We start from the raw sequence: 25,513 nt of genomic DNA, 5'->3' as shown, positions 1-25,513 counted from the left end.
ACGTTAACGACTATCGCCGCGATGCGGCGACCCGACAAGCCCGCCCCTACAATGGCGCCATATTCTCCAACTGCTCTTGCAGCACGTGCTCAAGGTCGAGCATGGCTTGTTCTATGGCCTTGATCCAAATCTCGACCTGCACCGGGTCGGCTGCCTCGCCAGCCTGTTCCAGCACCTCACATTGCTTGGCCAGTGTGCGGGCCTGGACGATCCTGGCAGCGCCCTTGATCTTATGGGCCTGGTCGACCAGGTCCTGAAGCGTGCCTTGTCCGAGCATTGCCATGAGTTCCTCGCGATCACGCCGGCTGCTGCTCAACAATTCTTCCAACAGACGCTGGCTTAACAGTGGATCACCACCGGTGAGGGTGTTCAGGCTATCGAGATCAAAGATCCGCCCTGGTGACAGTGGGGTGATCTCGGCCAGATGGCGCTCCAGTGTGGTAAGGCTGATGGGTTTGAACAGGCAGTCGTTCATGCCTGCATCCCGGCAGCGCTGTTTTTCCTCCGGCTGGGCATTGGCGGTAAAGCCCAGGATGATGCAGGGCGTGATGTCCTCCCGTTGTTCATGTTCGCGGATCGACCGTGCCAGTTCATAGCCGTTCATGATCGGCATATTACAGTCGGCAATGATCAGGTCGAAGTGCTCCTGGCGCCAGGCCTGGAACCCCGCCGCGCCATGCTGGACTGCAGTGAACCGGTGCCCGAGGAAACCCAGTTGCTGACACATGAGCAGGCGGTTGGCCGGATGGTCGTCCACCACCAGCACATTGAGCACCGCCGCAGCATCCTGGGTCGCAGGCTTGAGCTCGATCAGCGGGTAGGCAGGTGGCAGGCTGGTCATCTGCAGCGAGACAAACACCTGGGTGCCGACCCTGGGCACGCTGCTCAGGGTCAGTTGCCCTCCCATCATTTCGCATAGGCTACGACAGATGACCAGCCCAAGACCGGCGCCGCTCCTGGCCAGGTGCCCGGAATTGTCGGCCTGGGAAAACGGTTCGAACAGGCGCTGCTGATCGTCCCGGCTGATCCCGATGCCGGTGTCCTCGACCACCAGTTTCATCTCGATTTGCTGTGGCTCGCCGGTGGTCTGGATATCCACCCTGATCTTCACTTCGCCCTGCTCGGTGAACTTGATGGCATTGCTCACCAGGTTCGACAGGACTTGTTTGAAGCGCAGGGGGTCGATCTGCACATCACGTTCTTCAACGCCGGGATTGAACTCCAGTAGCAAATTGAGACTCTTCTGGCGTGCCAGCCCATCGAACACACGCACCACCGACTCGATCAGTTCCCGCAGGTTGACGCGTTCCGGCGCCAGGCTCAGGCGACCCGACTCGATGCGTGCGATGTCGAGGATGTCGCCAATCAACTCCAGCAAATCCTTGGCCGAGTTGTAGGCCACCTCGATGGCCGGACGATCCAGATGCCCATGGTCGGCACGCTTTAGGGTCAGCTCCAGCATGCCGATCACCGCGTTCATGGGGGTGCGGATCTCATGACTCATGGTCGCCAGGAATGTGCTTTTCGCGCGATTGGCCTCATCGGCACGGTCCTTGGCGCTGCGCAGGTCATCGAACAATTGGCGGCGTTCGCTGATATCAATCCAGCCGCCGATGATGCCCTGGACCTTACCGACCGAATCGCGGTACGGCAGGATCCAGTGATAGATCGTCAGGTGCTGCCCATGAATATGCAGGGCGCGATCCAGGATCAGCGGCTTGCCTTCGGCGACTACCCGCAGATAGTCGGCATGGTACTGACTGGCTTGTGCTTCGTTTTCCAGGTTGATCTGCATGACACTCTTGCCGATGACGTCCTCGCGCTTGACGCCGAAGACCTGCAAGTAACTGTCATTGCAGGTCTGTAGCAAACCATTGCGATCACGCACGTAGATCGGATGAGGGGTCTCATTGACCAGGGCGCGCATGAATTCGTATTGATCGCTGAGGGCCCGCTCCGCCATCTGCCGCTGCTTGATCTGCCGGCGCATGTAGCCGTTCCAGGCCAGGGATGTAAGCAGCAGCAGCCCGGCGGCGCTGACGATCTGGATAATCAGACGGTGGTAGTTGCGCCAATAGCTGTCGGAGGCGGCCGTGTAGCCACGCCAGCGGTTGTTGATGACCCCAAGTTCGTCCGGCGCGATGCTGAGCAGGGCCTTGTCAAGAATGGAGGCCAGTTCGGTGGCGCTGCGTGATGTCGCCAGGGAAAAAGAGGCCAGTTGCGTGCCGATACTCGAACTGACCTGCAACCGGCCCTGAAAGAAGTGGGATGAGAGGAAGTAGTTGGCAACCACCAACGAGTTGACGGCCCCATCTACCTGCCCCTGGGCCAGCATTTCCGAGGCTTTGAAGGTGTCGCTGGCCTCTACCAGGGTGATCTGCGCAAACTCGCGACGCAGGTACTCCACCAGGGGGTTGCCTTCGGTGATTGCCAGTTTTTTTCCCGCCAGTTGCTCAAGACTCGAGGGTGCCCCAGGTTCCTTGCGTGTCAGCAGGACATAGGAGTTCTGCAGGTACGGGCGGCTGAAATTGAGCTTGGCTTCGCGTTCGCGGCTGGGGCTGATGGCGGCAATGATGTCGGCATTGCCGTTCTCCACCTGTTCGATCATCTGGTTGACGTTGCGGGTGTTCTGGAACTCCAGACGCAAGCCCGTACGGAGCCGGATCAACTCCAGCAGGTCGGCGGTCATGCCCCGCAGTTGGCCATCTGAATCGGCGAAAGTCAGTGGCGCGAAGGTTTCGTTGATGACCACTTTCACCACTGGGTGGTCCTTGATCCAGCGCTCTTCACGCTGGCTCAACTGCAACTTATGGTCGGTCAGCAGGATATCGCTGCCTGCACTCCAGCGTTTGGCGATGTTCTCCCGCTCGTAGGTCCCGACACCGGCGAGGACCGTATCGACGATGTCCAGCAGGGTCTGCTGGTCGCGGTGTACGGCAAAGCTGAAACCGTATGCTTCGTGCTTGCCGAAATTGGCCATGCGGATGTTCTTCAGGTAGCCCTTGTTGATCATGTAATGGGTGGAAATGGTATCGCCGAGAAACACATCGGCCTGGTCGAAGGCCACGGCATTCAGCGCATTCAAATAGGACGGATAGACCTGGATGATCGCATTGGGGTACAGCGCTTCGACTTCCTTCAAGGGCAGGTAGTGGTAGACAAGGCTCAAGCGCAGGCCCGCCAGCCCGTCATCGAGAGGGCGGGTTTCTGTATCACGGGTGACCAGTACCGGCTGGTCGACCGCATAGGGTGTTGACAGGACGATGTCGGCGTTGCTCGCTTCAAATCCGTTGGCGCTGCCCAGCAGGTCGATTTTCCCCTCTTCCAGTGCCTGGATTGCCGCCTCCCGCGAGGGGTAGCGCACCACCGTGACGGGCAATGCCAGGGCTTTGGCGAGGATGCCCGCGTAATCGGCAGTAATACCTTCATAGTCATGACCGCTGGCGGTGATGTCGAAAGGTGGGTAATCGGGTGTCGAGGCTCCCAGCAGCAGTTCCCGTTTGTTTTGTAGCCAATGGCGCTGCGTGGGGGTCAGTTGAGTGTCCAACTGAACGATGCCGGCACGACTCAGCAGTGCGTAGCGTTCTGGAGCGGTTTGAGCGGCTGGCACGGCTGTACTCAAGCACAGCCCGGTACTCAAAATGATTAGATAGTCCTTTAAACGCCTTGGCATCCTGTTTCTCACACTAACGCGTTGCGTTTTGCCATCTCGATAAGTTCTACCAAGGACTTGGCCTTAAGTTTTTGCATAAGTCGTTTTTTATAAGTGCTAACAGTTTTATTGCTAAGGAACATGCCTTTGGCGATTTCCTTGTTTGTACGGCCTTGCGCAAAAAGTTGTAGGACCATAAGTTCTCGGTCATTAACGGCTTTGAAAAGATTCAATTCTTCGTTTTCGCCCACATCGGTGCCAGTGCTGTTTAATGCCTGGCTTGGGAAATAGTTGTAACCTGAAAGTACAGCTCTGACGGCACTTAGCAGTTCACTTAGGTCGCCTTCTTTGCAAACATAGCCATCAGCACCGGAACGCATGCAGCGTGTCGCAAAAAGTGTCGGGGATTGGGCCGTCAAGATCAGGGTTTTCATTGGCGTGCTCATTGCATTGAACCTGCAGAGAACCTCCAGTCCGTCAAGTTTTGGAATGCTGATGTCAAGAATTATGAGGTCTGGGAGGCATTCGCGGACCATTTGTATTGCATCACAACCGTTATCTGTTTCGCCGACTACTTTGTAACCTTCATGTTCCAGCAACATTCGGATTGCAAGTCGAATGACCGGGTGGTCGTCAATAATAAAAACTGTATTCATGAGCCAATTCCATACTAGTGCAAATAAGCGCGCACATTAGCTCAGAAGGTAGGGCAGGAGCATGAAGGGAAGGCTGAGTAGATATAAAACAGGAAAATTCCTACGTCCAAAAAGGTATTGGACTACGACCTGCTAAGGCTTTATTGGCCGTATTGTAAGAGTTTCTTAGGTGAAAGGTTTGAAAGTTGTGCGGTGTTATTTGTCACTTGGATGGAGGTAATATTTCAGTTGCAAGAGTGTTTAATGTCCTACATTAATATTTGAAAAAATACTTTGGCTGGGCTCGGTGTGTTGATGTAGTGGGGGAGCAGTTTGGTCAGATGGTTTCTGGGCAAGTGCAAGGGCGCACTCTTTAATCATCGGCAAGCCCCGATTGGCTGATCAATTCGATCCAGGCTTCTTTATTCAAGGGCTTAGCCAAATATCCAAGCAGGCGCAAGTCACGTTGTATTGCCAGGGTTTTCAAATACTCCAGTTCGAGGGCGGGCAGTCCACTTAGCAATACCGCACTTTTGACGAAGCCCGTATGGCAGGCTATCTCCACCAGCTCCAACCCGGTGAGGTCCGGCAGGCATTGATCGCATAACATGATATCGAAGGGGGCCTCGGTTGTTCTCATCAACTTGATCGCCTGCTCCGCACTCTCGGCAGGGGTCAGTTGGTTGAAGCCGAAACTCTTGAGCAGGCACTGAATGGCCAGGAGTTGAAAAGGGTGATCTTCCACCAACAGGATGCGCAATTTTCGTTCGGGCATAGGAGTTTCCGTGGAAGTAGCAGCGGTCGGAAACACGTCGGCCGATGCCTGTGTCTGTTTGCTCGGTGAGCCAGGCGCTGGGCTATCGTGGGGTTGCGTGAATGTAGGAGCTGATCGCTGGAGCGGATAAGAGAGGGGTGATTATTCATCGGGTGTTGGGGCAAATTCGATCAGGCTGCTCTGGTGCCTGCGTAGGTCGATTCTTTGAGGTAAGCGCCCAGGCAGGAAAACCTGCCCGGGGTGTGGGTCATTGAGGGTTTGAGTGGCCGGTCATCTCCCGGGCCATTTCGCTGGCGTAGCTATCGGTCATGCCGGCGATGAAGTCGATCATGCGCAGGAATGAACGATGCAGTGGCCAGTCAGGATGGGGGGCGCTGTTGCCCAGCAGATCCAGGACGCGTCGATTCTTGAAGGATGGTGTACGGCCGCCATGTTGCTCCAGGGCCGCGCCGCAGAACGTGTTCAGGAGGATTTCCAGGGTGGTGTAGGCGCCGATCTCATGCAGGGTCTTGCGCTTGTCCTGGAAGATTTTCTTGCGGGCCATGTCCTTGGCATTCAGTACGCAGCGCTTGGCCGGGCCGTGCATGTGTTCCACCAGGTCGCCTTGCAGGGTCCCGGCCAGTAGCGCAGGCTGTTGTTCGACGAACGCCCGCGCGGCGGCGTTGGTCAGGTGCTCGATCGCCTTGCCCCGCAGGATCGCGAGTTTGCGTCGCCTGGAATCCTCGGGCCCCAGTTGCCGATAGGTTTCCGGCAGGTCATCACCGACCAGGTTCAACAGCAACGACTCGACCTCGGCGTATTCCAGCAACTCCATTTCCAGGCCATCTTCCAGGTCGATCAGGGCGTAGCAGATGTCGTCGGCCGCCTCCATCAGATAGACCAATGGGTGGCGCGCCCAGCGCTGTTCCTCGAGTTGTGGCAGGCCGAGCTTCTGGGCGATCTGCTCAAGGATCGGCAGCTCGCTCTGATAGCAGCCGAACTTATGTTTCTTGTAGCCCAGGGAGTCGGCGTGGCGGGCGGTCCACGGGTACTTCAGGTAGGTGCCCAGGGTGGCGTAGGTCAGGCGCGTGCCGCCGTCGAACTGGTGGTATTCCAGCTGTGTCAGCACGCGGAAGCCTTGCGCGTTGCCTTCGAAATTGAGGAAGTCATTGCGTTCGGCGCTGCTCATGTCATCCAGCCAACCACGGCCGGCTGCCTGCTGGAACCAATGGCGAATGGCATCTTCGCCGGAATGACCGAACGGTGGGTTGCCGATGTCGTGGGCCAGGCAGGCCGATTGCACGATCATCCCCAGGTCACTGGGGTCGCACCAGTCGGGCAGGGCGCTGCGAATGGTCTCGCCGACGCGCATACCCAGGGAACGCCCCACACAACTGACTTCCAGCGAGTGGGTCAGCCGGGTATGGATATGATCGTTGCTGGTCACCGGGTGAACTTGCGTCTTGCGGCCCAGGCGGCGAAAGGCCCCGGAGAAGATAATCCGGTCATGGTCTTTGTGAAACGGGCTGCGGCCCAGTTCTTCCGGGCTGTGCAGGGGTTTTCCAAGGCGTTCGCGGGTAAGCAGGGTAGGCCAATCCAAGGCGAGTGCTCTCCGTAGGATGAATGTCGACCCCCAGCTTCCCGGTTCGGCGTGCCGGGAGCAAGCGAAAAACTACAGTCCGGCGGCGTCAATATCGATTAACAGCAAGCGCTGACCGTTATCGAAGAATTGTCCTGCTGTCAGGCAGTATTGATTGGTCGTGGCATCACGGTAGGTGTTGGAGAGAATCAGGCGGCGCTCTTCCCAGCCTTCGGCCAGCAGATGATAGAAGTAAGGGCGCCATGACCAGTTGTGGCCCAGGTAACGGCTGTCGGCTTGCCAGGCATCCTGGCGCCATTCGAAGTTGGGGGTCAGTTGGGTGCCGTGGCTATCGCACTGATAAAACCGCAGTAACCGGGGAAAACCCGGCAGCCATGGCAGTTGGCTCAGGGGGGCCTGGGCCAGGGCCCAGCCTTGCAGGATCTGCATCAGTTCGATCAATTGCTGGCGCAATTGCATGATCCGTCCGCGCTCCGTCAGTTTCTGCTGCACATAAGCCTGGCGCAGCACGGCAAAGCGCGGGACGAAGGCATCGGCGGCGAACCAGTCCCGTTGCGCCTGGGCAAACAGATAGCCTTGGACATAACGTGCGCCACACTCAAGGGCAAAGCTCAGTTGCGCTTCGGTTTCCACGCCTTCGGCGATGATCCAGCATCCGGTTTTTTCCGCCATTTGCGCCAGGGCGCGCACCACCTCGCCGCTCGGGCCACCCAGTGCCGCGGCCTGGAACAGGCGCATATCCAGCTTGAGGATATCCGGGCGCAGGGCCAGGACCCGATCCAGTTGCGAATACCCGGCGCCGAAATCATCAATGGCAATTCGTGCGCCCGCCTCACGATAGCGGGCGACGACTTCGGCCAGGCGCTGGCTGTCGCCACCCAGCTCGGTGATCTCAAACACGATGCGTTTTGGATCGACGCCATGGGCCTGCAACTGTTTCAGGCTGGGCAGGGCTTGTCCGGGTCGCAGCAACGTGATCCAGCGGGGCGAGATATTGAGGCTCAGAAACCAGTCTTCAGGTGCTTCATGCAGGCGGCTCAGGGCATTGTCGCGGATCTTGCGGTCCAGGCGGCGTAACGCCGAGGTGGGCGTGCGTGCATCGGCGAACAGTGGGCCTACCGAGTGCAGTTGCCCATCTGCCTGGAGCAGGCGGCCCAGCGCTTCCACCCCGGCGATGCGTCCGGTGGCGGTGTCGATAAACGGTTGAAAACAGGCGAGCGGTTGCCCGTCAATCACAGAGCCTCCTTAGGTGCTTCGGCATGAAAAAGGCCCGGCCCCTACAGAGAGGGCGCCGGGCCAGATCCGTTTGCAAGAATGCAGCCAGTTACGTCAGGGTTTGCGGGACGCACCCTGCATGGCGAGCTTGATCAACGGGATCAGGCCCGCACCGAGCCGTACCAGGCGGGTCATGGTGCCGATGCCGCCACCCTTGGCGCCTTTGCCGGTGAAGAATCCCAGCAGGGTCACAGCGGCGACGCCCCACAGCGGCGCATGCTTGATACCAAACCCGTCCTGCCAGCTTTGGCCCATGTTGCGCACCTTTTGCAAGGGCAGCAGCAATTGCTGGGACTCGTGGCGAATTTCCTGGCGGTGCATTTCCATGCGCAGGCGGATCAAGGCCTTGCGCATTTCTCGCCGGGAGTTGGTGTGCGGCAATTCAGTCAGGCTCATGGCAGCAGGCGCTCCCGATCATTGGCCAACTCTTCGAGGGTGGCGTGGAAAGGCGTGGATTCATCGAATACCGCCGCCTTCAAGCGCAACCCGCAGAACCCTGCGGCCAGAACGTAAAATACGCAAAGGCTGATGATCCCGGTCAGGCGGTAGGTATCCCAGACCAGGATCATGACCAGCGCCGATAACCCCACCAGCAGCAACAGGGCGAACACCAGTGCCAGCCCGGCAAACAGCAACAGGCTGACGGTGCGTGCTTTCTGTTCCTGCAACTCGATGCCGAACAGCTCGACATGGCTGTGCAGCAAGCCCAGGACAGCCGCGCCGAGGCGCCGCGATGTGGAACTTGGGCCCGCGGACGAGCCGGTTTCGCCGATAGACATGATTAGCGCCTTGTAGCCAGCAGACCGATCAGGAAGCCCACGCCGGCAGCGATGCCAACGGATTGCCAAGGGTTGGCCTGCACGTAGTCCTCGGTGGCAGTGACTGCTGCCTTGCCGCGTTCGCGCAGGGAGTCCTCAGTCAACTTCAGTGTTTCCCGGGCCTGCAGCAGGCTGTCATGGATCTTCGAGCGCAGCTCGTCAGCCTGGTCACCGGCCAGAATCGCGGTGTCGTCCAGCAGCTTTTCGGTATCGCTGACCAGGGTCTGGAAATCTTCCATCAATATTTCTTGAGCAGTCTTTGCCGATTTTCTGGCCATGGTTATCTCCGTGAGTGGCTGTCTGGTGCTTTTACAGGGTTTTGCTTGAGAGTCACCGGTATTGGTGAAGGTTCACTGCAATTGTCTGGTACAGCTTTTGCTTTGCCTTGGTGCGCCAGCCGCAAGGCTTGCGCGCAATGTGGGCGGTTTCGGCCAACGCCTTGAAAAACCTTACCCTAAATCCCTAAAACCCGTGGAAAAACCCGCAAGTCACTGCCTTATTCAATGGTCGTCGCGCCAAAGCGGTTCATTCCCTCTGAAGAAGGGTAGAACGCGCAGTGCCAATTTAGTGCGCGATTGTTGGGCAATGAACTGCTTTGGTGCTTTTTCCTGAACTGCAGGCCTGCCAATCCCCATGGAAAATGTGCAAAGCGCGGTGGACACTCTCGTCCATAGCTCCAATACGCTGTTTATTCTGATTGGCGCGGTGATGGTCCTGGCGATGCATGCCGGCTTCGCGTTTCTGGAAGTCGGTACGGTACGGCAGAAGAACCAAGTCAACGCGTTGTCGAAAATCCTCAGTGATTTTGCGGTTTCGACCCTGGCCTATTTCTTTATAGGCTATTGGATCTCCTACGGGGTCAGCTTTATGCAGCCGGCCGCAGTGCTCAGTGCCGACCATGGTTATGGCCTGGTGAAGTTCTTTTTCCTGCTGACCTTCGCAGCTGCCATCCCGGCGATCATCTCCGGGGGCATTGCCGAGCGTGCACGCTTTGTTCCACAACTGTGTGCCACGGCGCTGATCGTGGCATTCATCTACCCGTTTTTCGAGGGCATGGTGTGGAATGGCAACTTTGGCCTGCAAGCCTGGTTGTTGGCGACCTTCGGCGCATCCTTCCATGACTTTGCCGGTTCGGTGGTGGTACATGCCATGGGCGGTTGGCTGGCGCTGGCGGCGGTGTTGCTGCTGGGGCCGCGTCAGGGGCGTTACCGCGACGGGCGTCTGGTGGCGTTTGCGCCGTCGAGCATTCCGTTCCTGGCACTGGGCTCGTGGATATTGATCGTCGGCTGGTTCGGCTTCAACGTGATGAGTGCGCAGACCTTGTCCGGGGTGAGCGGGCTGGTGGCGGTCAACTCGTTGATGGCCATGGTCGGTGGGACCGTGGCGGCGCTGGTGATCGGGCGTAACGACCCGGGCTTCTTGCACAATGGCCCGTTGGCCGGGCTGGTGGCGATCTGCGCGGGCTCCGACCTGATGCATCCGGTGGGCGCGCTGGTCACCGGCGTGGTGGCCGGTGGCCTGTTTGTGTGGTGCTTTATCGCCGCCCAGAACCTGTGGAAGATCGACGATGTGCTGGGTGTCTGGCCGTTGCATGGCTTGTGTGGTGTGTGGGGCGGGATTGCCTGCGGGATTTTCGGTCAGAGCGCCTTGGGTGGACTGGGCGGCGTGAGCCTGATCAGCCAGTTGATCGGTACCGCCCTGGGGGTGGTAGTGGCCCTGGCGGGCGGGTTGCTGGTGTACGGCGTGCTCAAGCGCCTCTGCGGCCTGCGCTTGAGCCAGGAAGAGGAGTACTACGGCGCGGACTTGTCGATCCATAAGATTGGTGCAGTCAGTCAGGATTGATCGGGGCTTCACGGTTGTCGTCGGTATGCTGGTAGAAACCGTGGAGCAAGCGGTAGCGATTGCGCCGTACTTCGTCGACGCGGTCGCGCACCTGCTGGTCGGGCAGGCCGAGCATGATCATTGCGTGCGACGCCAGCATCAGGCTCGACTCCAGTAGTTCGGGCACCACCTCGCTGGCCCCGGCGGCCTTCAGTTCAGTCAACTGGCTGTCGTCGCGGGTGCGCACCAGGATCGGCACTTTGTGGTTGATCCGTCGCGCTTCCTTGAGCACCACCAGGGCCACGTCGCTATTGTCCACGGCAATCACCACCAGGCGTGCGCGCTCCAGGCCGACTGCGCTGAGCAGGGCGCCGCGCCGGCAATCGCCATAATGCACGCTGCTGTCCTCGGTGGCGGCTTCCTGCACCCGTTCGGGGTCATCGTCCAGGGCAATGAACGCCTGTTGTTCACGGCGCAGGAAACGCCCGATGGATTGGCCGACCCGGCCATAACCGCAGATCAGCACATGCCCGCGCAGCTCGGCGTTGAGCGCGGTGATTGCCTCCAGCTGCACTTGCTGGTTGGGCTTGCGGTGCAGGCGCAGGGCAATAGAGGGAGCGGCCCGCAGCAGCAGGGGCGTCAGCAGCATGGAGCAGAACGTCGCGGCCAGCAGCAGGCTGCTGATTTCGCCGGGCAGCATATTGCTCAACTGCATTTGCGCCATCAGTGCAAAACAGAACTCACCGCCCTGGGCCAGGGCCAGGCCGCTGCGCCAGGCGGTCTCGCTGTCGCTGCCGCGCAGTTTGACCAGCGCGGCGACAATGCAGCCCTTGATCAACATCAGTGCCAGGGTCAGTCCGAGGATCTGCAGGGCGTGACTGACGAACAATTGCAAGTCGATCAGCATGCCGATACTGACAAAGAACAACCCCAGCAGGATGTCACGAAACGGTCGGATATCCGCTTCGATCTGGTGCCGGTAATGGCTTTCCCCCAGCAGCATGCCCGCCAGGAACGCGCCGAGGGCTGGCGACAGGCCCAGCAGGTGTGTGAGCCAGGCCGTAAGCAACACAATCACCAGGGCCAGCAGCACGAACAGTTCCGCCGAATGCGAGGCGGCTACTTCATGGAACAGGCGCGGCAGCAGCCAGCGGCTGGCGAGCAGCAGGCCGAGGAACAACACCACGGTCTTGCCCAGGGTCAGGGGCAGTGCCCAGTACCAGGCCTGCTCGCTACTGCCGGCGAACACCGGGACCAGGGTCAGCAACAGCACCGCGACCACGTCCTGGAACAACAGCACGCCAATCGCATTCTGCCCATGAGTGCTGAATATCTCCCCGAGGCTGGTCAGCTCCTTGCTCACAATGGCGGTGGATGACAGTGCCAGCCCGGCCCCCAGCAGCAAGGCGGCCACCGGCGACATGCCCATCAAAAGCAGCAGGGCACCCAGCACTACCGCGCAGCACAGCACCTGCAGGCTGCCGAGGCCGAACACCACCCGGCGCAGGCTGAGCATCTTGGACAGGGAGAACTCCAGGCCCAGGGAAAACAGCAGGAATACCACGCCCAGTTCGGCGAGGTCTGGCAGGTCTTCGCTGTCATTGACCCAGTCCAGGGCTGTTGGCCCGACGGCCAGGCCCACGCACAGGTAGCCGAGCACCGGTGGCAGTTGCAGCCGACGGAACAGCGCAATGACGACCAGGGATGAGGCAAGAATGATCAGCAGGTTGGCAAACACAAACATCTCCGTCGGGGTGTTGCAGGAAAAAAGCCGCGAGAATCGCTGAATCAGTTATAGGCCATGGTGATCTGGATCAGGTCTTTGGCATGACTCGACGAGGTTTTTCTCGCGGCCTAGAATGGGTACCTGTTTCTTATCGGATCTGTTCGCCATGCCTCCTGAATGCCAGTTGTTCGGCACCCTGGGCTGCCATCTGTGTGAGCTTGCGGAAGCTGAAATCATGCCGTTGGTCGAATGCGGGCTGTTGGTCGAGTTGGTGGATATCGCCGATTCGCAAGAGCTGTTTGAAGCCTATAGCCTAAGTATTCCGGTGCTGCGCCGGGTGGATACCGGGGCGGAACTGGGCTGGCCGTTCGAAACTGAACAGGTGGTCGCCTTTTTAAGTTAGCGCTAATCCCGTGGCAGGTTGCTGATTATTCGGTTACTGTATGTTTGTACAGCGATTTGAGTGAGAGGGAACGCCCGTGGTGAATGTCGAACAACTGAAAAGCAGCGTCAACCGCATGTCCGTCGATATCGTACGCGATGCGGTGAATGAGCTGCGGCTCGATGGCCTGGTCACGGAAGGCAAGACGCCGTTCAACAAAGTGCATTTCAATACCTGCTTTGCCGAAATCGAAGCCTTGTTCCAGCGCGCCGGTTATCACAAGCAGTTGGATGTGGTCGGGTATCAGGGCTTGCTGTATGCGCTGTACGATCCCGGCCGCTGGGAAGCGGTGGACGTCCTGCGGTGGCTCAAGGAGTTTACCGAGGCTGCCAGCGCCTCGCCGGTGCTGCGGGCCGAATTGGTCAGGGCTTGAGATTCTGGGGGATAATGCCCCCTTAGTATTTCCAGGCCCTTGAGTGTACGCATGTCCGATACCGGTTTTTCCGCTGCCCAGAACCAAGCCAGTACGCTGTACCTGCCGCCTGGGCCCTGGGCGACGGTGCTCGACTGCCTGTGCGAGCACTTTCGCGCCATCGGCCGCGAGCAGTGGCTGGACCGCATCGCCCGTGGTCGGGTGCTGGATGGCAATGGCCAGCCCATCGCCGTGGATCTGGCCTACAAGGAAGGTTTGCGCATCCACTACTTTCGCGAAGTGCCGGATGAGAAGCCGATCCCGGTGCAGGAGTCCATCCTGTATGCCGATGAGCATCTGGTGGTGGCCGACAAACCACACTTCCTGCCAGTGACGCCCGCCGGCGAATATGTCGAGCAGACTTTACTGCGCCGCCTGATCCGCCGCCTGGATAACCCGTCGCTGGTGCCGCTGCATCGCATTGATCGCCATACTGCCGGGCTGGTGCTGTTCTCTGCCAACCCGCAAAGCCGCTCGGCGTATCAACAACTGTTCCCCACCCGCCAGATTGATAAGTTCTACGAAGCCATTGCCCCGGCCTTGCCCGCGCTGACATTCCCGCTGGTGCACAAGAGTCGCCTGGTGGAGGGCGAACCGTTCTTCCGCATGCAGGAAGGGCCGGGTGCAAGCAACACGGAAACGGCGGTGCAGGTGCGCGAGAAGAATGGCGACCTATGGCGCTATGGCCTGTTTCCAGTGACGGGCAAGAAGCATCAACTGCGCGTGCATATGACGGCACTGGGGGCGAGCATCTGCAATGACCCGTTTTATCCCGAGGTCATCAAGGATGCCGTGGATGACTACGCCAACCCGCTCAAGTTGCTGGCCCAAGGCGTACGGTTTATCGACCCGGTGACCGGTGAGCAGCGCGACTTCAGCAGCCGGATCGTGCTTGAGTGGTGATGTTTCCCATGCGCCAGATACAACAAAGCCCGCTTAAGAACGGGCTTTGTTGTATCTGGCGTTAAGACTTACAGGTCTTTAACGGTGCGAACCTGATCCTTGTTGATGCGGGTACGCTTGCCATCCAGTTGTTCGAATTCGTAGAAGCCCGAATCCTGATCGAATTTAGGGGTATCGACAGCCTGGATTTCGCGACCGTCATTCAGGGTGATCACTGTAGGCGAGGCGCAACCGGCGAGGGTAGCAAGGCCCAGTGCAAGCATGAGAGCGGCGATGGTCCGTTGGGTCATGAGTCTTCTCCGAGAGTAATACTGTGTTGAGTTCTGACCTTGTGACGTATGCAACGTCGGCAAAGTTCCTTGTCTAGCGCTCATTCTGACACGCCGGGGCGTGGGTGCAACAACTCTGGTGTATTGAGGTTGGCCAGGCGCGGGTCGTTCTCGGCGCAATCGAGCGCCTGGGCCCCCAGTTTCAGCAGGATCTGGCGCGGGCTGCGCTCTGCAGCCAGCCAGGCGTCCTCCACCGCGTCGCGCAGGCGCGTCGGTATGACGCAGAGCAAAGGCTCCCAGAACGCCCCGTGGCGGATCATCACCGGCACCTGGGGGTGCTGCCGCGCGGTTTCGAGCAGGTCTGCCAGCAGTTGCCCGTCGATATGCGGCACATCGCAGGGCAAGATCAATAGATGTTCATGGCGCGCCGCGGCCAGGCCGGCGCGGATACCGGCCAAGGGGCCCGGGAAGTCCGGACTGTCGTCGCTCACCAACTGGTCGCCGTACGGGGCGTACTGCGCCTGGTTGCGGTTGCAGGAGATGATCAGGTCGTCGGTCAACGGCCGCACCAGTTGGTGCAGGTGAGCAATCAGCGGCTGCCCGTGCCAGTCGAGCAGCCCCTTGTCCAGGCCGCCCATGCGCTGGCCGCGACCGCCGGCCAGCAACAGGATCGAGCAGGGCAGGGGCGAAGAATTGAGTGGCATGACGGCTCCGCAGCGGCAGTGAAATAGGGGGCTGTGATATAACATCGGGCTGTTCCTTCGACAACCGGACCGAGCCATGAAAGCCAAGGCTGATGCGCCTTTCGTACCTCTTAATATTGCTGTACTGACCGTCAGCGACACCCGCACCCTGGAAACCGACACCTCCGGGCAGGTCTTTGTTGACCGCCTGCTCGCTGCTGGGCATCGCCTGGCCGAACGGGCATTGCTCAAAGATGACCTCTACAAAATCCGTGCGCAAGTCGCCCACTGGATTGCCGAGGATGTGGTGCAAGTGGTGCTGATTACCGGTGGCACCGGCTTCACTGGCCGTGACAGCACCCCCGAAGCGGTCAGTTGCTTGCTGGACAAGCAAGTGGACGGCTTTGGCGAGCTGTTCCGGCAGATTTCGGTCGCCGATATCGGCACCTCTACCGTGCAGTCCCGTGCCCTGGCCGGCCTGGCCAATGGCACCCTGGTGTGCTGCCTGCCGGGTTCCACCAATGCGGTGCGTACCGGTTGGGACGGGATTCTCGCCGAACAGCTGGATGCCCGCCATCGCCCATGCAATTTTGTGCCGCACCTCAAGCTGGCCGAGCCGTGTGAATCCCGTGGATAAGCCGGGCAAGACCGGCGCCCTGATGCCTGTGGAAGAAGCCCTGGAACGGCTGCTGAACATGGCCGAGGCCGCGCCGATCCGTGAGCAGGAACACCTGCCATTGGCCGCGTGCGATGGGCGTGTATTGGCCGAGGCATTGGTTTCCACCCTCGACCTGCCGCCGTGGCCCAACAGCGCCATGGACGGCTACGCCCTGCGCACTGCCGATTGGACAGGCGAGCCGCTGCGGGTGAGCCAGCGTATTTTCGCCGGCCAGGCCCCTGAGCCCTTGGCGGCGGGTACCTGTGCGCGGATCTTCACCGGCGCTCCGGTACCCGACGGGGCCGACTGCGTGGAAATGCAGGAAAACGCCGAGCTGCAATCCGATCAGCGCGTGAGCTTTACCCAGGCGCTGCGCGTAGGGCAAAACATCCGCCCCAAGGGGCAGGAGACTACAGTCGGTGAGGAAGTCCTGGCTGCCGGTACACGGCTCGGCCCGATTGAACTGGGCCTGGCGGCGTCCCTGGGGCGCGACCGGTTGGCGGTGGTGCGCCGCGTGCGTGTGGCGGTGCTGTCTACGGGCGACGAGTTGATCGAACCGGGCCTGCCACTGGGGCCGGGACAGATCTACAACAGCAACCGGCGGGTGTTGTGCAGTTGGTTGCAACGCCTGGGCTGCGAGGTGATCGACGCCGGTATCTTGCCCGATGACCTGGAGTTGACGCGCACCCGCCTGGGCGCACTGGGTTCGGTGGACTTGATCCTGTCTACCGGTGGAGTCTCGGTGGGGGAAGCGGACTTCCTCGGTATCGCATTGCGCGAGGAGGGTGAGCTGGCCTTGTGGAAGCTGGCGATCAAGCCTGGCAAACCTTTGACATTCGGTCATTTCCGCGGCGTACCGGTGATCGGCCTGCCGGGGAATCCGGCGTCCACCCTGGTTACGTTCGCCTTGCTGGCGCGCCCGTATCTGTTGCGCCGTCAGGGTGTCGCGGTGGTGCAGCCGTTGCGTTTCGAGGTGCCGGCAGGGTTCGTGTGGGCCAAGCCGGGCAACCGTCGCGAATACCTGCGCGGGCGCCTGGAGCAGGGGCGGGCGGTGATCTACCCGAACCAGAGCTCCGGTGTATTGCGCAGTGCCGCCTGGGCCGAGGGTTTGGTGGAAGTAGTGGAGGGCAGCACCTTGGCCATCGGTGATCGGGTGAATTTCATTCCCCTGAGTGAAGTGTTGGGCTGAAGAATTTATTTACAGCCCAATGGCTTTTTTCTGACTGCCGAAGGTCAACATCCCTCAGGTCCCCTCCAACAATAGGAGCTTCACCCCATGAGTAAACCCAAGGCACTGTTGATTCTGCACGGCAAGCAAGCCCTCAACGAAGACGTGCGGGCGGCAGTGCAAGGCAAGCGCGAGCAGGGGTGGGAGCTGGCGGTGCGCGTCACCTGGGAGGGTGGCGATGCCCAACGCCTGGTGGGTGAAGCCCTGGATGCCGGCTACACACGCCTGATCGCGGGCGGCGGCGACGGCACGCTGCGTGATGTGGCCGAGGCCATGGCTCGCGCCAAGACCGACGCCAGCCTGGTGCTGATGCCCCTGGGCACTGCCAATGACTTCGCCCGTGCGGCCGGCGTGCCGTTGGAGCCGCGTGAGGCCCTGGCGCTGCTGGACGTTGCGCCGCGCGCTATCGACCTGGGGGAGGTTGGCGGGCAGGTGTTTCTCAATATGGCCACCGGCGGTTTTGGCAGCCAGGTTACGGCCAACACTTCCGAGGATCTGAAAAAGGTGCTGGGCGGTGCGGCCTATCTGTTTACCGGTTTGTCGCGTTTCAGCGAGTTGCGGGCGGCTTATGGGGAGCTGGTGGGGCCGGACTTTCACTGGCGCGGCGAGTTACTGGCCCTGGGCATCGGCAACGGTCGCCAGGCCGGTGGCGGGCACGAGCTGTGCCCGGGGGCAATGGCCGATGATGGCTTGCTGGATATCAGCATCCTGCCGGCGCCTCAGGAAGTGGTCGGCACCTTGCGCAGCCTGATGACCGACGGCTGGGGCCTGGACAACCTGTTTGTGCGGGCACGCCTGCCGTGGGTGGAAATCAAGGTGGCCGAAGGACTGGATATCAACCTGGATGGCGAACCGCTCAAGGGCAGTGACCTGCGCTTCAGCGCCTTGCCCAAGGCCTTGCAGGTGCACTTGCCGATGGATTCACCGTTGCTGGCTAATCGTCCAGGCTGATGATCTGTTCGCGCACGGCGAACAGCACCAGGCCGGCCACATCAAAAATCTGCAGGCGCTTCATGATCTGCGAGCGGTGAGCTTCCACAGTCTTGATGCTCAGGCCCAGGCCGTGGGCGATTTCCCGGGTGGATTTGCCGCGTACGATCAGGCGCAGGATTTCCAGCTGGCGCGCCGTCAGGTTGTGGCGCTGCACGGGCGCCTCCGGGTGGGACTGGCTGTGGATCAAGGCCTGGTTGATCACGGTGTGGGCGATGGCCGGGCTCAGGTAGCGCTCGTTGTTGCGCAGTGCCAGCAGCGCATGTTCCAGCTCGTTGGCGGTGGTGTCCTTGAGCAGGTAGCCGTGGGCGCCTGCCTCCAGGGCACGCATGATCAATTGCGGGTCGGTGTGCATCGACAGGATCAGCACTTTGCTCTTGGGGTAGGCGTGCTTGAGTTGTTGCAACGCATCCAGGCCGCTGGTGTGCTTCATCGACAGGTCCAGCAGGACGATATCGGGCTGCAGGGCATTGAATTGTGCGAGTACCTGCGCGCCGTCGGTGGCCTCGCCAATCACCGCATAGCCGGGGATATCCAGGATCAGTGCGCGCACACCCGCGCGGATCAGGGCGTGGTCATCTACCAGCAGTAAATTGCAGGTCACTCTAGAACCTCAGGGGAATTGGCCCGTTCGAGGGTACGGGGCGCCCAGGGGAACAGCGCTTCGATTCGCGTGCCAAAGCCGGGTTGGCTATTGACCGTCAGCATGCCGCCCAGTTGATCAATGCGCTCGCACATGCCTGACATGCCCCGTTGCCCCGCAAGGGCCGGGTCGGTGGCGGGGGAGAACCCCCGGCCGTCATCGCTGATAAACAGCGACAACCCCTGTGGCAAACGTTGCAGGCGCACCAGCAGGTTGCGCGCCTGGGCATGGCGCAACATGTTCGTCACGGCTTCCTGGGTGATACGAAAGGCCGCCACCGCCATCTCTTCGGGAATCCCGGTCAGGCGTTGCTGGCATTCCAGGCTCCAATGCACCGGGGTGTTTGCCAGGGTCTTGAGCAGGTGCGCGCGCAGGCTCGCCTCCAGGCCCAGGCTGGTCAGTTGCCGGGGATTGAGAATGGCCGATACGTCCCGCACCTTGGCCAGGGTTTCGTTGAGGGTGTTGCACAGTACGCCGCACTGGTCCTGCAACTCTGCCGGCGAGCGGCGTTGCAGCCAGTCGCTTTGCAGTTTGGCAGCGGTCAGCAGTTGGCCGATATCGTCATGCAGCTCGCGGCTGAGACGATGGCGCTCGTTTTCCTGGACTTGCAGCAGGCGGTCGGCCAATTCCTGGGGCTGGAACTTGATCGACTTGCGCGAGCGCCAACGCTGCAGGCCGGCGGCGGTCAGGGCGGCGAGGTTGAGCAACAGCAAAAACAGCGGCAGCGGTGCTTTGTGGGCATAGACCCAGAGGCTGACCAGAGTCGCGCACAGGCAAAGACCCAGGGTGATCCAACGGGTATTGCCCGAGAGGACGAACCTGGCGATGAGTGACTTGGGGCTGGCGTACATAGCAGATGGAGCCGATGGGTGTTCGCTACGGGTAGACCGGTCATGACCGCTGGCCGGGCTCTGTTTGGAAAGCGATTGGGTTTAGTGTTGGTTCGAGGCGCTTCTCAGATTTATTACGTCTTCACGGGCAGCCACTTCGAGCGCGCTAATAGTACCACCAACAATTACCGTTGGTCGCCTGCTACAAGGCTTAGTTCAGCGGTGTCTAGTTGTACTATTAATTTGGTTTTGTATCGCTATTACCCATATTGGGTTATTGATAGTTGGCTGGCTAAATACTTGACGGGTATTAGTTGGGCGCCCGCCGGCGGCCTGGTTAACCGCATGGCAGGTTCAGGAAGCGTAGGGCATGGAGTGGCGATGGTGAGCGCCAACATCCTTCTGGGGGATCTGCTGGACAACCGTTTCAATCAACGTGGTTTGCTCGGCGTCATCCAGGCTCAGTTTGCCGGTCTTGATGTCGATCAGTTCCAGTTGCCAGGCCAGCAGCGTCAGGCAGTCATGCAGGGCTGCAAGTGCCGCATCGTGAAGCTGCATCGGGCTTTGGGCGTTGCTGATCAGGTCCTGGATATGCCGGGAAAAGCTGCCAATGGCTTCCAGCGCCATGGCATCGGCCTTTTCCGCCAATTTGACCAGGCTGTTCTTCATGCAGTCGATGGCATCGTTATCGTTGCGGATCAAATGCAGATGGCTCAGGCATTCCTCAGACTTGGCCAGCAGCATTTCTGCCTCCAGGAGGAACTCGGGAAGTGCGTCTTGCCACTCTTTACCGTCGTTCATCATGAAAGTCTCCACAACGTACGGTCAGACAATGAGATGTAATACCGGAGCAACGGCTTAAAACTAGCGCCGAAATATGACCGAGATCTGTAGTTCATTTCTGAATTTTGAGTAGTACTTTTATTTGAATGACCAGCGTCGCGACTGCTGGCGCTGCTTGCAGTGGAAACAACCAGAGGCATTCGCATTACTTCGATTGCCCAGGCGTTAATGCCTGGAAGGCCCTTGGGCCGTGGGCTTGCGATAGCAAACAAAAGCCTGACTCCGTTCATGCAATGAGAATGGCGTCACATTAATGGCTATTGGATATCGGGAATATCAGGTTGGACCTGATTGCGACTAGGGGAATCCCTTACGTGGCGGAACCTTATGCCCGTTTGAGGGTCCTGCGGCGTGGCTTGACGACCGGACGGTAAGGTGAGGTGAGGCCAGTAAAGCATGATGTCAGTGTGACATCAATGCATTTACGTGGCATTTTACCGGGGGGTCAAGGTTTGGCACTGTCTGCCGATATCTTTCTCCAGTAAGCAGCAAATCTTTCAGCACACCCCAGGAGTCTTCAATGGCTGGCATTCTCGACACGGTAGATCAACGCACGCAATTGGTGGGTGAGAATCGCCTGGAGATCCTTATGTTTCGCCTGGCAGGGCGCCAGTTGTTCGCAATCAACGTGTTCAAGGTGCAGGAAGTCCTGCAGTTGCCCAAGCTGACCCTGATGCCCCAGCGTCACCCGTTTGTCTGCGGCGTGGTCAACCTGCGGGGCCAGACCCTGCCGGTGATCGACCTGTCCCAGGCCATCGGCATGCGTCCGCTGGTACCGGGGCCCAACAGCACCATTATCGTTACCGAGTACAACCGCTCGGTACAGGCGTTCCTGGTGGGCGGCGTCGACCGCATCGTCAACATGACCTGGGAGTCGATCCTGCCACCGCCGGCGAGCGCCGGCCGCCAGCACTACCTCACGGCCATCAGCAAGGTGGATGAGCAGTTGGTGGAAATCATCGACGTGGAAAAAGTTCTCGCCGAGATCGTGCCCTACAACGCCAAGGTCTCCCGGGAAAAACTCGAGGATCCGGTGCTCGAACGTGCCCGTGGTCGCGAAGTGCTGTTGGTGGATGACTCCAACGTGGCCTTGTCGCAACTGCGCGACACCCTGGGGCAACTGGGGGTGAAGATGCATATCGCCAGTGACGGCCTCAAGGCCTTGAACATGCTCAAGGCATGGGCGGACAGCGGCCAGGTGATGACCGACAAACTGTTGATGATCTTCACCGACGCCGAAATGCCCGAGATGGACGGCTACCGCCTGACTACCGAGATCCGCAACGACCCACGCCTGCGCGGCCTCTATGTGGTGCTGCACACATCCTTGTCGGGCAGCTTCAACGACTCGATGGTGAAGAAGGTCGGTTGCGACAACTTCCTCTCCAAATTCCAGCCCGACAAGTTGGTGGATGTGGTGCGCCAGCGCCTGATGCTGGACGAAGTGCCGGCCTGATTCCGGCCTGTGACGAGGGGGCCTCTAATTGCCGGCCTGGAGAAATTTTGATTCTGTCGGCGTGCTCGTATAGGGTGACGCTTTTGCTCACAGGAACCCACGCTCATGCTTCGTCTCAGCGCGTTGTATCGGTACCCCTTGAAGTCGGGCAAGGCAGAGACCTTGTCGCATATCGGCCTGGATAAACTCGGGCTGGACGGGGACCGACGCTGGATGCTGGTGGACGAGGCCAGCGGGCGATTCCTGACCCAGCGTGCCGTGGCGCAGATGAGCCAGCTGTCGGCGTTATGGAATGCCGCCGGTGGCCTGACCTTGAGCGCTGCTGGCCTGCCCACCCTGGATGTGGCGTTGCCCGGCGCCGATGCCGAGCTGCGCGGTGTCACCATCTGGCGCGACACCCTGCGGGTCCCGGACGCCGGTGCTGAGGCCGCCGATTGGGTCAGCCAGTTCATCGGCAAACCGACACGTTTGGTGCAAGTCCCGCTGGAGCGCGCGCGCACCACGGCGGCCGGCTACGGCAAGGACGATGACCAGGTGGCGTTCGCCGACGGTTTCCCCTTGTTGCTGATAGGCCAGGCGTCTCTCGACGACTTGTCGCAACGCGTCGGCCGGCCCATGGAAATGCTGCGCTTTCGCCCCAACCTGGTGATCGAAGGCAGCGAGGCTTTTGCCGAGGATGGCTGGAAGCGCCTGCGCATTGGTGAGGTGGAGTTCCGGGTGGTCAAGTCCTGCTCGCGGTGCATCCTCACCACCATCGACCCGGCGACCGGGGAGCGCAGTGCCGATCGCCAGCCGCTGGCGACCCTGGAAACCTACCGCAAACAGCCCGATGGCGTGATGTTCGGCCAGAACCTGGTCAATGACGGCGCGGGCCGCCTGGAAGTCGGCATGCCGGTGACGATCCTCGAATAACCGTCGCCCATGAAAAATGCCCGCCTCTTGGGAGGCGGGCATTTTTTTGTGCGCGGGAAAAGCTTAGCCGCGGTATTCGCAGAGGTAGGCAGTGTCCACGGCCACCTTGAGCTGGAACTTGCTGTCGGCAGGCACATTGAACTGGCTGCCGGCGGCGAAGGTTTCCCAGGCGTCGCTGCCTGGCAACTTGACGGTCAGCGCGCCCGAGACCACGTGCATGATTTCACGCTGGGCCGTGCCGAATTCGTACTCACCCGGAGCCATCACGCCGATGGTCGCCGGACCTTCAGGGGTGCCGAAGGCGATCGACTTGACGGTGCCGTCGAAGTACTCATTGACTTTGAACATGGGCGAATCCTCGAAAAAAGGGGCAAGAAAGGTCGGCCAGTATGCCTTCTACACGGGCAAAATCAACGGCAGCAAACGTGCGGTATTGCGCGCATCTTCCAGTGCCCGGTGTTGCTGGCCGTTGAACTGCATGCCCGCCAGTTGCAAGGCGCCATTGAGCCCCAACGGCTTGTCCAGGCGTCGGGCCTTGGCGAAGCGCTGCTTGAGGTTCACATGGGGTGTCTGGCTTAGCGCGCTGGCCAGGCCATGGCGCTGCCACTCCAACTCCAGTTGCTGGCGATCATAGTCGCCCCAGCTGGCCCAGCCTTCCAGGCGCGGATGATGCTGGCCCAGCCAGCGTTCGAACAGCGGCCAGACCTCGGTCAAGGGCGCTGCGCTGTCGATACTGGCCTGGCTGATGTGCGTCAGCTGGCGGCAGAACGGCGTCAACAACGGGCGGCGCAAGGGCCGCACGAAGCGCTGGAAATGGTCCAGCTCGCGGCCCTGGCGGTTGACCAGGCTCACGCCGATTTCGATGATTTCCATCTCCGACACGGGCCAGCCGCCGTCATCCGTTGTGGCTTCAAGATCAATAATCAGCCAATGAGGCATCGCAGGTTCCCGTACTCATCCCTTTCTGATGGGGATAGAGCGTAGCCAAGCCTGGTAGTTCCGCCCAGGGCTACTCGATCTGCAGCAATACCTGGCGATTGCGCACTTGATCACCGGCGCTGACGTGAATGGCCTTGACCACCCCGTCGATGCCCGCTTTGAGCGGATGCTCCATTTTCATCGCTTCGAGCACCAGCAGCAGTTGGCCCTTGCTCACCACATCCCCTTCGCGCACCTGCAGCAGGGTAATGGCACCGTCCATCGGCGCCTTGACCGTGCCGCTGCTGACGGGCGCTTCACGACTGGCCACGGTTTGCGTCTGGTTGCTCACGCACAGGCTGGTGCCGGCATTCAACAGCCAGAGCTGGGAGCCTTGCAGGTGATAGGCAATCCGCCGCCGAATGCCGTTGATCACCAGGCTGGCCCAGCGTCCGTCGCTGTCGAGGAGGTGGATGTCGATGTTGCCGACTTGCAGATGATCCTCCGCCAGTAAGCGGGCGCTGACCTCATGGCGGTGCTCATCGACGCCCAGGCGGTAGGTCCAGGGCACGCTGGCATTGTTGCGCCAGCCTGCCAGGGCCGGGCCATGCACTGCCGCGCTGTGCCGATAAAACAGGGCGGCGGCCAGAGCCAGGTCTTCTTCGCTGACGGCAGGGCGGGCAATATCACTGAAGTGTTCGGCAATAAATCCGGTGCTGAAATCCGCCGCGACAAATTGCGCATGCCTCAGCAGGTCCACCAGTAACCGCTGATTGCTGGGGATCCCCAGCAGCACGCAGTCCTGCACCGCCCGCAGCAGCTTGCGCCGTGCCTCTTCGCGGGTAGCGCCATGGGCGATGATCTTGCCCAGCATCGGATCATAAAACGGGCTGATGCGCTGCGGGGCTTGCAATCCATGATCGACCCGCACCCCGGCCGCCGGCTCCCAGCGCAACACCTCGCCAGTTTGTGGCAAGAAACCCTGGGCCGGGTCTTCGGCGTACAGGCGCACTTCCATGGCATGCCCGCTCAGCGTCACCTGGTCCTGGCGCAAGGGCAGGGGCTGGCCGGCGGCGATTTGCAGTTGCCAGTCCACCAGGTCCAGGCCGGTGATCAGTTCGGTGACCGGGTGCTCCACCTGCAGGCGGGTGTTCATTTCCAGGAAATAGAACCGCCCGCTCCGGTCCAGCAGGAACTCCACAGTGCCCGCGCCGACATACGCCACTGCGCGTCCGGCCTTGAGCGCCGCTTCGCCCATGGCCTGGCGCAGTTCGGTAGTCATGACCGGGCAGGGTGCTTCTTCGATGACCTTCTGATGGCGGCGCTGGACCGAGCAATCACGTTCGCCCAGGTAGATCAGGTTGCCGTGGGCATCGCCGAACAGCTGGATTTCCACATGGCGCGGTTCGATCAGCGCCTGCTCCAGAATCAGTTCGTCGCTGCCAAAGGCATTCAGGGCCTCGGAGCGTGCGGTGTGCAGTTGTTCGAGCAACTGCGCCGGCGCGTGTACCAGGCGCATGCCGCGTCCGCCGCCGCCGGCACTGGCCTTGATCATCAGCGGGTAGCCGATGCGCTCGGCTTCGCTCTGCAGGGTGGCGTCGTCTTGCGCGCTGCCCTGGTAGCCGGCGATGCACGGCACCCCGGCGTCGAGCATGGCGATTTTTGACAGGCGCTTGCTGCCCATCAACTCGATGGCGTCGGCGCTGGGGCCGATAAATACCAGGCCGGCGGCAATGCAGGCCTTGGCGAACTCGGGGTTCTCCGAGAGAAAGCCGTAGCCGGGGTGGATCGCATCGGCGCCGGTCAGGCGTGCGGCATCGAGGATCGCCGGGATGTTCAGGTAGGACTGTTGCACCGGGGCGGGGCCGATGTTCACCGCTTCGTCGGCCATTTGTACGTGCAGGGCGTTGGCGTCGGCTGCGCTATAGACCGCCACGGTGCGGTAGCCCAGGGCTTGGGCGGTGCGCTGGATTCGGCAGGCGATTTCGCCGCGGTTGGCGATCAGTATTTTATTGAAACTGGGCATTTTGGGTCCCTGTTTGATT

Annotated in this window: 25 protein-coding genes and 1 pseudogene; 9 read left to right on the top strand and 17 right to left on the bottom strand. The window is 60.5% G+C overall.

Annotation, left to right across the window (positions count from 1 at the left end; all coding sequences use genetic code 11):
* Window positions 1-46: 46 nt before the first annotated feature.
* The 8 genes from PSFL_RS27290 to PSFL_RS27255 all read right to left on the bottom strand — a co-directional run bounded on the left by PSFL_RS27290 (window position 47) and on the right by PSFL_RS27255 (window position 9,012).
* The gene (locus PSFL_RS27290; protein ID WP_397470682.1) at window positions 47-3,673 is read right to left on the bottom strand and encodes a transporter substrate-binding domain-containing protein; all 3,627 of its coding nucleotides are present in this window, start codon (window positions 3,671-3,673) and stop codon (window positions 47-49) included.
* An 8-nt stretch (window positions 3,674-3,681) separates the two neighbouring features.
* A complete protein-coding gene (locus tag PSFL_RS27285) occupies window positions 3,682-4,308 on the bottom strand; it encodes a response regulator transcription factor (RefSeq protein WP_057439169.1) in 627 nt (208 codons plus the stop codon).
* Between the two features lie 352 nt (window positions 4,309-4,660).
* Window positions 4,661-5,062 (bottom strand): response regulator, encoded by a 402-nt coding sequence (locus PSFL_RS27280; RefSeq protein ID WP_115127859.1) that lies wholly within the window; start codon window positions 5,060-5,062, stop codon window positions 4,661-4,663.
* Window positions 5,063-5,309: 247 nt separating this feature from the next.
* Window positions 5,310-6,641, bottom strand: a complete 1,332-nt coding sequence (locus PSFL_RS27275; RefSeq protein ID WP_057439167.1) for a deoxyguanosinetriphosphate triphosphohydrolase — start codon at window positions 6,639-6,641, stop codon at window positions 5,310-5,312.
* 72 nt (window positions 6,642-6,713) lie between these two features.
* Window positions 6,714-7,877: an EAL domain-containing protein gene (locus PSFL_RS27270; RefSeq protein ID WP_115127860.1), complete on the bottom strand. Its 1,164-nt coding sequence runs from the start codon at window positions 7,875-7,877 to the stop codon at window positions 6,714-6,716.
* Window positions 7,878-7,970: 93 nt separating this feature from the next.
* On the bottom strand, window positions 7,971-8,312 hold the full coding sequence (locus PSFL_RS27265; RefSeq protein WP_057439165.1) for a hypothetical protein: 342 nt from the start codon (window positions 8,310-8,312) through the stop codon (window positions 7,971-7,973).
* The gene (locus tag PSFL_RS27260) at window positions 8,309-8,695 is read right to left on the bottom strand and encodes a phage holin family protein (protein WP_057439164.1); all 387 of its coding nucleotides are present in this window, start codon (window positions 8,693-8,695) and stop codon (window positions 8,309-8,311) included. Before PSFL_RS27260 ends, PSFL_RS27265 begins: the two co-directional genes overlap by 4 nt.
* Window positions 8,696-8,697: 2 nt before the next feature.
* Complete coding sequence (locus PSFL_RS27255) at window positions 8,698-9,012, bottom strand: YqjD family protein (protein ID WP_057439163.1); 315 nt, start codon at window positions 9,010-9,012, stop codon at window positions 8,698-8,700.
* A 355-nt stretch (window positions 9,013-9,367) separates the two neighbouring features.
* Between PSFL_RS27255 and PSFL_RS27250 the strand changes: the two genes are divergently transcribed.
* Window positions 9,368-10,576, top strand: coding sequence for an ammonium transporter (locus PSFL_RS27250; RefSeq protein ID WP_057439162.1), 1,209 nt, complete (start codon window positions 9,368-9,370; stop codon window positions 10,574-10,576).
* On the opposite strand, the gene PSFL_RS27245 is transcribed toward PSFL_RS27250, so the two are convergent.
* Complete coding sequence (locus tag PSFL_RS27245) at window positions 10,563-12,299, bottom strand: monovalent cation:proton antiporter-2 (CPA2) family protein (RefSeq protein WP_178124576.1); 1,737 nt, start codon at window positions 12,297-12,299, stop codon at window positions 10,563-10,565. The two genes, PSFL_RS27250 and PSFL_RS27245, sit on opposite strands and share 14 nt — an antisense overlap.
* 148 nt (window positions 12,300-12,447) lie before the next feature.
* Between PSFL_RS27245 and PSFL_RS27240 the strand changes: the two genes are divergently transcribed.
* From PSFL_RS27240 to PSFL_RS27230, 3 genes are all read left to right on the top strand, one after another.
* Window positions 12,448-12,684, top strand: coding sequence for a glutaredoxin family protein (locus PSFL_RS27240; protein ID WP_115129378.1), 237 nt, complete (start codon window positions 12,448-12,450; stop codon window positions 12,682-12,684).
* A gap of 76 nt (window positions 12,685-12,760) precedes the next feature.
* The gene (locus tag PSFL_RS27235; protein ID WP_029298086.1) at window positions 12,761-13,096 is read left to right on the top strand and encodes a hypothetical protein; all 336 of its coding nucleotides are present in this window, start codon (window positions 12,761-12,763) and stop codon (window positions 13,094-13,096) included.
* Between the two features lie 51 nt (window positions 13,097-13,147).
* Complete coding sequence (locus tag PSFL_RS27230; protein WP_057439160.1) at window positions 13,148-14,038, top strand: pseudouridine synthase; 891 nt, start codon at window positions 13,148-13,150, stop codon at window positions 14,036-14,038.
* 68 nt (window positions 14,039-14,106) lie between these two features.
* Here the strand turns inward: PSFL_RS27230 and PSFL_RS27225 are convergent, their stop codons facing one another.
* Both PSFL_RS27225 and mobA read right to left on the bottom strand, forming a co-directional pair.
* Window positions 14,107-14,328 (bottom strand): YgdI/YgdR family lipoprotein, encoded by a 222-nt coding sequence (locus tag PSFL_RS27225; protein ID WP_029298091.1) that lies wholly within the window; start codon window positions 14,326-14,328, stop codon window positions 14,107-14,109.
* A gap of 80 nt (window positions 14,329-14,408) precedes the next feature.
* Window positions 14,409-15,011: a molybdenum cofactor guanylyltransferase MobA gene (mobA, locus tag PSFL_RS27220; RefSeq protein WP_057439159.1), complete on the bottom strand. Its 603-nt coding sequence runs from the start codon at window positions 15,009-15,011 to the stop codon at window positions 14,409-14,411.
* A gap of 76 nt (window positions 15,012-15,087) precedes the next feature.
* On the opposite strand from mobA, the gene moaB reads away from it, so the two are divergent.
* The 3 genes and pseudogenes from moaB to yegS form a co-directional block, all read left to right on the top strand.
* Complete coding sequence (gene moaB, locus PSFL_RS27215) at window positions 15,088-15,627, top strand: molybdenum cofactor biosynthesis protein B (protein ID WP_397470681.1); 540 nt, start codon at window positions 15,088-15,090, stop codon at window positions 15,625-15,627.
* A gap of 22 nt (window positions 15,628-15,649) precedes the next feature.
* Complete coding sequence (gene glp / locus PSFL_RS27210) at window positions 15,650-16,837, top strand: gephyrin-like molybdotransferase Glp (protein ID WP_258558660.1); 1,188 nt, start codon at window positions 15,650-15,652, stop codon at window positions 16,835-16,837.
* 87 nt (window positions 16,838-16,924) lie between these two features.
* Window positions 16,925-17,849, top strand: a pseudogene (gene yegS, locus PSFL_RS27205) (lipid kinase YegS); the annotation flags it as partial.
* On the opposite strand, the gene PSFL_RS27200 reads toward yegS, so the two are convergent.
* The 3 genes from PSFL_RS27200 to PSFL_RS27190 form a co-directional block, all read right to left on the bottom strand.
* Complete coding sequence (locus tag PSFL_RS27200; protein WP_057439157.1) at window positions 17,811-18,470, bottom strand: response regulator transcription factor; 660 nt, start codon at window positions 18,468-18,470, stop codon at window positions 17,811-17,813. The pseudogene yegS and the gene PSFL_RS27200 overlap by 39 nt on opposite strands.
* Entirely contained in the window at window positions 18,467-19,360 is an 894-nt protein-coding gene (locus tag PSFL_RS27195) for a sensor histidine kinase (protein ID WP_170060040.1), read from the bottom strand. Before PSFL_RS27195 ends, PSFL_RS27200 begins: the two co-directional genes overlap by 4 nt.
* A 333-nt stretch (window positions 19,361-19,693) precedes the next feature.
* On the bottom strand, window positions 19,694-20,143 hold the full coding sequence (locus PSFL_RS27190; protein ID WP_057439155.1) for a hypothetical protein: 450 nt from the start codon (window positions 20,141-20,143) through the stop codon (window positions 19,694-19,696).
* 559 nt (window positions 20,144-20,702) lie between these two features.
* On the opposite strand from PSFL_RS27190, the gene PSFL_RS27185 reads away from it, so the two are divergent.
* Together PSFL_RS27185 and PSFL_RS27180 are read left to right on the top strand one after the other, a co-directional pair.
* Window positions 20,703-21,638, top strand: a complete 936-nt coding sequence (locus PSFL_RS27185) for a chemotaxis protein CheV (RefSeq protein ID WP_057960227.1) — start codon at window positions 20,703-20,705, stop codon at window positions 21,636-21,638.
* A 105-nt stretch (window positions 21,639-21,743) separates the two neighbouring features.
* Window positions 21,744-22,550 (top strand): MOSC domain-containing protein, encoded by an 807-nt coding sequence (locus tag PSFL_RS27180; protein WP_115127863.1) that lies wholly within the window; start codon window positions 21,744-21,746, stop codon window positions 22,548-22,550.
* Between the two features lie 63 nt (window positions 22,551-22,613).
* Here PSFL_RS27180 and PSFL_RS27175 read toward each other — a convergent pair whose 3' ends face one another.
* The 3 genes from PSFL_RS27175 to PSFL_RS27165 form a co-directional block, all read right to left on the bottom strand.
* On the bottom strand, window positions 22,614-22,898 hold the full coding sequence (locus PSFL_RS27175; protein ID WP_032862771.1) for a pyrimidine/purine nucleoside phosphorylase: 285 nt from the start codon (window positions 22,896-22,898) through the stop codon (window positions 22,614-22,616).
* 48 nt (window positions 22,899-22,946) lie between these two features.
* Window positions 22,947-23,489: an exonuclease domain-containing protein gene (locus tag PSFL_RS27170; protein WP_057439153.1), complete on the bottom strand. Its 543-nt coding sequence runs from the start codon at window positions 23,487-23,489 to the stop codon at window positions 22,947-22,949.
* 70 nt (window positions 23,490-23,559) lie between these two features.
* Window positions 23,560-25,494: an acetyl-CoA carboxylase biotin carboxylase subunit gene (locus PSFL_RS27165; protein WP_397470680.1), complete on the bottom strand. Its 1,935-nt coding sequence runs from the start codon at window positions 25,492-25,494 to the stop codon at window positions 23,560-23,562.
* Window positions 25,495-25,513: the final 19 nt, after the last annotated feature.

Origin of the sequence: Pseudomonas sp. DD1, assembly GCF_044510355.1 — a bacterium.
Taxonomy (GTDB): domain Bacteria; phylum Pseudomonadota; class Gammaproteobacteria; order Pseudomonadales; family Pseudomonadaceae; genus Aquipseudomonas; species Aquipseudomonas shahriarae.
This window is presented reverse-complemented; position numbering and strand designations above follow the sequence as displayed.